At 42.2% G+C, this 8,496-nt stretch carries 8 protein-coding genes; all 8 read left to right on the top strand.

Translation table 11 applies throughout. The features are described from left to right. Positions 1-261: 261 nt before the first annotated feature. On the top strand, positions 262-1,398 hold the full coding sequence (locus VST71_05125; GenBank protein ID MEC4685098.1) for an NAD-dependent epimerase/dehydratase family protein: 1,137 nt from the start codon (positions 262-264) through the stop codon (positions 1,396-1,398). A 532-nt stretch (positions 1,399-1,930) separates the two neighbouring features. Continuing rightward, a complete protein-coding gene (locus tag VST71_05130) occupies positions 1,931-2,896 on the top strand; it encodes an SLBB domain-containing protein (protein ID MEC4685099.1) in 966 nt (321 codons plus the stop codon). 84 nt (positions 2,897-2,980) lie between these two features. After that, positions 2,981-3,760, top strand: coding sequence for a CpsB/CapC family capsule biosynthesis tyrosine phosphatase (locus VST71_05135; GenBank protein ID MEC4685100.1), 780 nt, complete (start codon positions 2,981-2,983; stop codon positions 3,758-3,760). Positions 3,761-3,803: 43 nt separating this feature from the next. Further along, positions 3,804-6,122, top strand: coding sequence for a polysaccharide biosynthesis tyrosine autokinase (locus VST71_05140; protein ID MEC4685101.1), 2,319 nt, complete (start codon positions 3,804-3,806; stop codon positions 6,120-6,122). 299 nt (positions 6,123-6,421) lie between these two features. Next, positions 6,422-6,670, top strand: coding sequence for a type II toxin-antitoxin system HicB family antitoxin (locus VST71_05145; GenBank protein MEC4685102.1), 249 nt, complete (start codon positions 6,422-6,424; stop codon positions 6,668-6,670). A gap of 507 nt (positions 6,671-7,177) precedes the next feature. Beyond that, positions 7,178-7,396 carry a type II toxin-antitoxin system HicB family antitoxin gene (locus tag VST71_05150; protein ID MEC4685103.1) on the top strand — a complete coding sequence of 73 codons (219 nt, stop codon included), beginning with the start codon at positions 7,178-7,180 and terminating at the stop codon, positions 7,394-7,396. Then, positions 7,397-7,615, top strand: coding sequence for a type II toxin-antitoxin system HicA family toxin (locus VST71_05155; GenBank protein MEC4685104.1), 219 nt, complete (start codon positions 7,397-7,399; stop codon positions 7,613-7,615). Positions 7,616-7,996: 381 nt separating this feature from the next. Then, a complete protein-coding gene (locus VST71_05160; GenBank protein ID MEC4685105.1) occupies positions 7,997-8,215 on the top strand; it encodes a hypothetical protein in 219 nt (72 codons plus the stop codon). The last annotated feature ends 281 nt before the right edge of the window (positions 8,216-8,496 follow it).

The raw sequence follows: 8,496 nt of genomic DNA on the forward strand, positions 1-8,496 counted from the left end.
ATACTCCTTTCAGCGATGTAGCATTATAATCAAAAATTATAGTATTATAATTATACAACAAGCTTTCCGTCATTCCCCGAAAGCATTCGGGGAATCTTTCATGTAATCCCGAACAAGTCGAAGGATTCCCCGAAAGCGTTCGGGGAATAACACTGGAGATAAAGATACAATTTCCAAACGCCCTGCGGTTTCTGCCGTAGGGTGGTTCACCAAATAAAATAAAACATTTATAAAATAAAACATTGAACGGGGAGGTTTAATGTGGATGTTCAAGAAAAAAGAATTGCCCTTGTGGATAATTATTTAGGCAGGGTTTACCTTGAGGCTGAGGTTTCGGATTACTATTCAGGGAGAACGGTGCTGGTGACCGGTGGTGCAGGGGCCATTGGAAGTAATCTTGTTATTGCACTTTCAAGGCTGGTAGGCGATGATGGTAAGGTTCTGGTTCTGGATAATCTTTCAGCTATAAGTACAAAAGATCCATGGAATATCATACCCCTGCCTAACGTCATGTTTGTGCTTGGAGATGTGCGAAGTGACGTGGATTTAAAAAGGGTATTTAAGGAGGAGCCAAGCATTGTCTTTCATTTAGCCGCCTTTTTTGCCAACCAGAACTCTATTGACTATTGTGAAACATCGGCAGATGTGGACGTAATCGGACAGATAAAACTGCTGGAATATTCAAAAATATCAGGTCTGGAAAAATTCATATACGCTTCGAGTGGTTGCGCTATTTACGGAGCATATCCCGAACTTCCCATAAAGGAAGAGTTCATTTCCATGCATCTTACAACTCCATACCAGATAAACAAGATGACGGGAGAGATGTATTGCAATTTTTATAATCATCACTACGGCTTACCAATTGTAAACTGCCGTTTTTTCAATTCTTACGGTCCCGGTGAAGTGCCGGGACAATACAGGAATGTTATACCTAACTTTATTTACTGGGCCATGAAGGGTTTTCCGCTTCCTGTTACAGGGACTGGAGAGGAGACGAGGGATTTTACCTATGTGTTAGACTTGGTGCAGGGATTGATAAAAGCCGGTTTTTACCCAAATGCAATAGGGGAAAATTTCAATCTGGCTTCTGGAAGAGAGATCAAAATTAAGGATCTGGTTGAAAAGGTTAATGAGGCGACTGATAATAAAGCGGATATTGTTTTTAAGGAACGCCGGAAGTGGGATACCAAACCGAGACTCCTGGCATCAATAGACAAGGCCAGGCAACTGATAGGCTATGAGCCTGTTGTTGATTTTGAGGAGGGGTTTCAAAAAAACATTGAATGGTTTAGAGACAACTGGGAAAAGATCGAAGCAGTTGCTGACTTCCCCCCCGGCATGAGCAGTGCGGTCAGAGGGGTAAAAGGCATATGCAACGCCGGAGTAAAGTCCTGAATATGAAGAAAAAGCAATAAAAGGGGACAGAAAAAGCAATAAAAGGGGACAGGCTACTTTTTAAACTCAATTGCCCGCTTGCCCGCCTATTTAGCTCTATCTCCCGCCATGCTTTTTAGGGTAACGCTATGCTCTCTGCGTAGGGTACGCCATGCCCGCCTGCCCACTTCCCCACCTTGACACCATATTGAAACAAATTCTATAATTTAGCGAATCTGAGGGGGGCGGTCTATCTTTCGAGCATAGCTTGAAAGAAGGGGCTGTTAGTTCCGGGGCTAAACTAATTATAACTATGGTTCCACAAAGGTAAGGTATGAATTTGGTAACAAATAAAATTTTACATAAATTTCAATTGTTTTGTTCTTTTAACCTTTTTCCAGCTGTATCTTCAACCGTAGTTATCGTCTTATCCCTCGTCTTTATCACTGCGTGTGCACCTTCCGCTTCCGTCAAGTGGGACGAATCCAGCAACCGTTGGGTAAATCAAGGAGTATCCAATACAGGTGCTGTTTCATTTACAACCCCGGAAGAGATGACGCCGGAGCAAAAAAAACCTGTCAACCCTTTACAGCGGTCTCCATACATAATCGAAGAGTTAGACAAGATTCCAGAGTTATCTCAAAGAGATGAAGTATTGGAAGGCCAGGAAGACTACTACCTGGGTTATCATGATATCTTAAGGGTTACGGTTTTTGGACGCCAGGATTCCCTGAAGGGTGCCACGGATATCACGCGGGAAACAGAAATCCGGAATGACGGCATGATTTCTTATCCCCTGGTAGGAGACATTAAGGCTGCCGGGTTGACTATTCCGCAACTCCAGCAAAACATTGTTGAAAAATTGAAGGAGTATATCGTTGCCCCTAAAGTAGACATACAGATAATTAAATACGCAAGCCGTGATGTTTCGATATTGGGTGAAGTAGAGAACCCTCATGTAATCTATTTAAGGGGGAAGACCACACTGCTTGAAGCCATAGCCAATGCTGGAGGTTTAACTGAAAAGGCCAATCTGAAAGGTGCCTATATTATCAGGAAGAACAAGATTATTCCTATTGACCTGTATGCCCTTATGACAGAAGGCGATTTGAAGTATAATGTGGAAGTGAGGAGAAAAGATATTATCTATATACCGAATGTTCAGGATCAAAGGGTCTACGTGGTAGGGGAAGTGAAAAAACCGATGATAGTGCCCTTTGCAGGTAAGATTCTGAGGGTTGCCGAGGCGATTGCGAGTGCCGGAGATTTTGAGATTTCAGCAAAAAAGAGCAATATAAAGATTATAAGGGGCGGGTTGGAAAATCCCACGGTTATCACGGTTAATTTCGATAAAATTACGAATGGTGACCTGGGAGAGAATATAGCGCTCTATTCTGAGGATATTGTGTATGTTCCGGCATCCTTTGTAGGAGAGTGGAACAAGATACTCAAACAGCTCACCCCTTCACTGCAGACCCTGATGTTTGGTGCTACACTTGATTATTATATTAATAGATAATGGGAAAGAAGTTGCTGGTTATTCATCAGGGAGAGGAAAGGTTAAATCCATTCCGGGCATGCTGCCGGAAAAAACTTACTGAACATGATTGACATACATAATCACATCCTTCCATGTCTTGATGATGGTTCCGACAGTCCTGAAAAATCCCTCAAGATGGCGAAAATCGCTGTAGATGACGGAATCAGGGTTGTTGTGGCCACTCCGCACTCCAATAACGGTGTTTATCAGGTAAGTCCCGGGAAAATTATTGAAGAGGTGAAACTGTTAAATCAGCTACTTCAGGATAAGGGGATTCCTCTCAAAGTACTTCCCGGGGCCGATGTTCATGTAGACTTTAACCTTATAGAGGAGATCAAGGCCGGTAAGGTAATGACCGTGAATAACAATCAACGTTATATTATGCTGGAACTACCGGATTACGGAGTCCCGCAGCATTTAGCTGACTTTCTGTGGGAGATGAAACTCAACGGCATTACTCCGGTCTTCACGCATCCTGAAAGGAATGCAGCCATTCAGGATGATATTAATATACTCCATGGTTTCATTATGCAGGGTGCCATGTCCCAGATAACAGCAATGAGCCTGACCGGAGAGTTTGGTAAGAGCACCCGCAGATGTGCTGTATCTCTCCTGAAATATAATCTTGCCCATGTCATTGCTACAGATGCGCATTCGGTCAGGAGACGGCCTCCTGTGCTTTCGAAGGCCCTGAAAGTTGCCGGTGAGATTGTAGGTGATGATTATGCGCTAAGGATGGTTACTGAAATCCCTGACGGAATCATAAGAGGCGGTCAACTCGCTCTTCCAGAGCCAAAAAATAGACAGTCATGGTTTTTTGAAAAACTATTGAGCAGGAATTAAAAAAGGAATGTCGGAAGAACCAAATAATCAGGAGAAAAACAGGATGAATCAGATAGACCAGACAAACGATGTTGAAGAGCGCGAGATTCACCTTTATGACTATATCGAGGTACTGCTTCGTAAAAAGTGGATTGTTATTTCCTGTTTTGTTGTTATAGTTCTTGCAGCAGGTATCGGCACTTATTTGGCCACACCTATCTACGAGGCCACAACCTCTATCCTGATTGAAGAAGCCAAGGGTGGTGGGCAGGCATTATTCACTGAACTTGCGGGATTGCCGCAGACTTCGGAAATACCATCCCAGATAGAGATAATTAAAAGCCGTACCATTGCGGAAGATGTTGTAAGGGAACTGAAGTATGACCAGAGGGTGTTTGACATATCAGGAGACCTTGACCTCAGGGTAATAAACCTGCAAGTTCCGGAAAAATTTATTGACGAGGAGATCGAGGTCGAGTTTACCGACGACAAGGGAAATTTCACTGTCACAAGAGAAGGTGAATCCCTTGGCCGAGGTATTGCAGGTATTCTTTTTAAGAGCAATTCGGGACTTTCTTTTGTAATCAAAGAAGTGAATCCCGAAAAGGGGGCATCTTTCAAGATCAAAAGGAGTAGATTTTATGAGGCCGTGGAAGGCCTTCAGAAAAAAGTCACTGTATCACCGGTAAGAAATACCAATATTGTTTATATAAAGGTTCAGGACAGCGATCCCCGGATGGCTGCTGCTATTGCCAATTCTATAGTTAAACGTTATATTCAGCAGGATATCTCAAGGCGAAGCAAGGAAGCCACTTATATGATAAAGTTTGTAAAAAGGCAGATCGAACCAACTCAGAAAAAGCTTGAAAATGCCCTTGAATCCCTTGCTGCACATAAGAGAAACTCCAGGGTTGTGGACCTGAAGGAGGGTACGAAAAAGCTCATAGAGAATATAGGGGCGCTGGAAAAAGAGAAGATCAATCTTGAAATCAAGGAACAGCAGGTAAGATATCTTTATGATGAAGTTCAAAGAAATATCACAGACACCTCAACCCTGAACCTCTCTGTTTTGGAAGACCCTGTTGTACAGTCCATGATAAGCAGGCTTGCCATGCTGGAAAATAACAGAAAATCCCTGCTTGCCGAGTATACAGCAAGACATCCACAAGTGGTTGCCCTGTCAGCAGAGATAAATGAAATTAAGAGAAGGGTGAACTCTTCCATACTGAATACCCTCGATTCCTTACGAAGTAAAAAGGATAGTTTCACTAAAGAGATAGAGAGGCTCAGGGCAGAGCTTAAAGTGCTTCCTGAAGAGGAAAAAAGACTGGCAGGACTGGTTCTAAATAAAGAGGTGCTCTCCAATATTAATGCCTTTCTCTTCCAGAAGTTAAACGAAGCAACCATTACCCAGGCATCCACCATATCATCAATACAGGTTGTTGACCCGGCTATAGTGCCGGAAAAACCCATAAAACCACAGAAGAAGAAGAATATCTTATTAGCCGTGGTGGTCGGGTTGATGTCGGGTATTGGGTTTGCCTTCTTCTTTGACTATCTTGACAATTCCATCAAATCCCCCCGTGATGTAGAGGAGCGGCTCGGCCTTCCTGTCTTCGGCCATATTCCGCTTGTTCAGGCAGAAGAGCCCAAAAAAAAGCCCCTCTCAGGGAAGAGGTCGAACTCAGGGCTTATAACCCTTGATTCGACAAAATCTATTGTAGCAGAGAGCTTCCGTTCTCTGAGGACAAACCTGCAGTTTGCCGTACTGGAAAAGAGGGGAAGGGTGTTCCATTTCACTTCACCAATGCAAAATGAAGGTAAAACTACAATTACGGCTAATCTCGGTATAACCCTTGCCCTTATGGGCTCCAGGACTTTAATAATCGACCTGGATCTGCGCAAGCCAAGAATGCATCATATCTTTGACATAAGCAGAGAACCCGGAATAACCCATCTTCTTGCCGGTAAGTCGGATTTGAAAGAGATTATAAGACCAACAGCAACTGAACACCTTTACGTGATTCCAGCCGGTATAATTCCGCCTAACCCGTCTGAATTATTGAGCCAGCAGGATTTAAGTGATTTCCTTGACAAAATAAAAAATGAATTTGATTATATACTCATAGACTCACCTCCTGTCCTGCCTGTAACGGATTCTCTGCTTTTGGGCAGACTGGCCGATACCTCTTTCATTGTCATAAAACTGGGCGGGACTTCTTTCCCGGCAGTTGAACAGGCAATAAAGCAGCTTAGGAGTGTAAATGTAAATGTAGCAGGTGCAATAATAAATAAAATCAAACTCTCTTCGGGCTACGGTTATTATCATAACTACTACCACTACTATTACGGAGAGGAGTCTCCTGAAACGAACAAGAACTGAAATATAGCTAAATATTGAACCTTAACCTGAAAACCTTATTCAGACAGGATTGACAGGATAAAGGAAGGATAGAGAAGTAAAGAGAGAGAAAAAAGAGACTTGTCGTTAATCAAATCAGTTATCCTGTACATCCTGTCTAAAATAAAATTATTGTGTCCTTGTTCTATTTTTACAGCCATAACCCAAATCCGCGCCCATCCACGAAAATCTGCCTGCCAGCTTGCCAGCTTGTCAGCTTTATGTTAAAATGATAAGCAGAAGCATCCAAACCGGTTAAAGCTGAAAGAAAGGGTAGACCAATGTTAACAGAGTATATTGAGGAAGCCTTAGGAAGGGCACGGTATGAGATTATAGAGGATGAAGAGCCATATTATGGCGAGATCAAGGAACTAAAGGGTGTATGGGCAACAGGGGAGACCCTCGAAGAATGTAGAAGTAACCTTAAGGATGTTATAGAAGGCTGGATACTCTTGAGCATTAAAAGAGGGCTGCCGATTCCGAAACTTGGTGATATTGAGATAAAAGAGATCGAGGGAGCCCCTGTATAAATGTCGAAACTGGTTCCCGTATCTTGTAGTGAACTCGTAAAGAGACTTAAAATGTTTGGATTTGAGGGGCCATATGGTGGAGGAAAACATCTGTACATGCTAAAGGGCAATTTGAGGCTAACTGTTCCCAATCCTCATAAGCAGAAAGGTTGATTTGTTAATAAGAATACTTAGACAGGCAGGAATAACAAGGGATGAATGGATCAGGAAAAAATAGTGCCTTTGCCCGTCCGGTAAACTTTTTGAACCAACTTTGAACAGAAAGACCCCTTCAGACAGGATTAACAGGATAAAGGAAGGATTGAGAAAGAAAAGAGACTTGTCGTTAATCAAATCAGTTATCCTGTACATCCTGTCTAAAAGAAAACTCTTGTGTCCTTGCTTTTGCAGCCATAACCCAAATCCGCGCCCATCCACGAAAATCTGCGGCTCGCCTGCCGGCTTGCTCGCTTGCCAGCCTGTTAGCTTATACTGTATTATAAACCAAGAGTCATCTGGAGGCACAAAATGAGATTTAAAGTGGTCATAATATATGATCCGGAATATGATGGATATGTTGTTGATGTTCCCGAACTTGTCGGCTGCATGAGTCAGGGTAAGACAATAGATGATGCATTAAAGAATGTTAAGGATGCAATCAGAGGCTGGTTGGAGGTGGAAAAGAAACACGGAAGACCTGACCTGCAGGAGGAAAGGGAAGTCTTTCTTGGAGAGGTTACTGTTTAGGTGGGAAGACTTTCAAATATTTCCGGGAAAGAGGCTGTAAGAATTTTTCAGAAATTTGGTTATATATTGGACCATCAGACAGGAAGCCACATGATACTTTATCATAAACAACGGTCAACCCTATCAGTTCCCGATCATAAAGAATTAGCCCCGGGATTATTAAGAGGCCTGATAAGAAAAAGTGGCTTAACAGTGGATGATTTTTTAAAAGAAAAATAGTCCATCGCTTACCAGTCAGCCTGCCTGCTTTTTAAAAGGTAACGCTCTGCCCGTCTGGTAAACTTTTTTGAACATTCAAACTTGAACAGAAAGTCCCCTCTCGCCTATAATAATATCCTTTTCAGACAGGATTAACAGGATAAAGGAATAAAATAAAGAAAAGAGAATCTTGCCGTTAAAGAAGTCCTAAAGCTAATCAGTTATCCTGTAAATCCTGTCTGAAAAGAAATCCCTTTGTATACTTGATCAAATTTTACAGCCATAACCAAAATCTGCGCCCACCCACGAAAATCTGCAGCCCGCTTCCCGCTTTACATCAATTTAACTTTATTTATGCTAAAATAATAAGTAGAAACTGTTTGGATATCCAAGGAGGTAAAAATGCCGGTAACAAGTTTAAAAGATAAATTAATTGCTGAGATAGATGATTTGCCCGAAAAAAAGGTCAGAGAGGTGATGGATTTTATAGGCTACCTCAAGCTCAAAGAAGATGAGTGGTTTATAGACTTTGTGAATAAAAGAGGTGGACTGGCTAAAGCTGAAAGGAAAGCCGGGAAAAAACTCACAAAACTTGAAGAATTACAAAAAGAGTACAGATAATCCATTATGTCTGAATATGAGCTTGAGCTATCCTCAGCTGCAAGGAGAGACTTAAAGTCTCTGCCATTAAGAGTCCAAAAAGATATAGCATTGAAGCACTTAACTCTTATAAAGGAAAACCCTTACCAGGCAGGCAAACCATTAGTCCTAAAACAAGCGAGGTTTTTCTATGAGTTGCATAGAGCCCCATCTTATCCATTGACGAATTACATTTTTGCCTGTTAATCTCTCGAAGCGCTGATTTAATAGTATGAATGCCTCGATCAGTCCCATCATAAAAC

This window comes from Nitrospirota bacterium (assembly GCA_035873375.1).
Lineage (GTDB): Bacteria > Nitrospirota > Thermodesulfovibrionia > Thermodesulfovibrionales > JdFR-85 > BMS3Bbin07.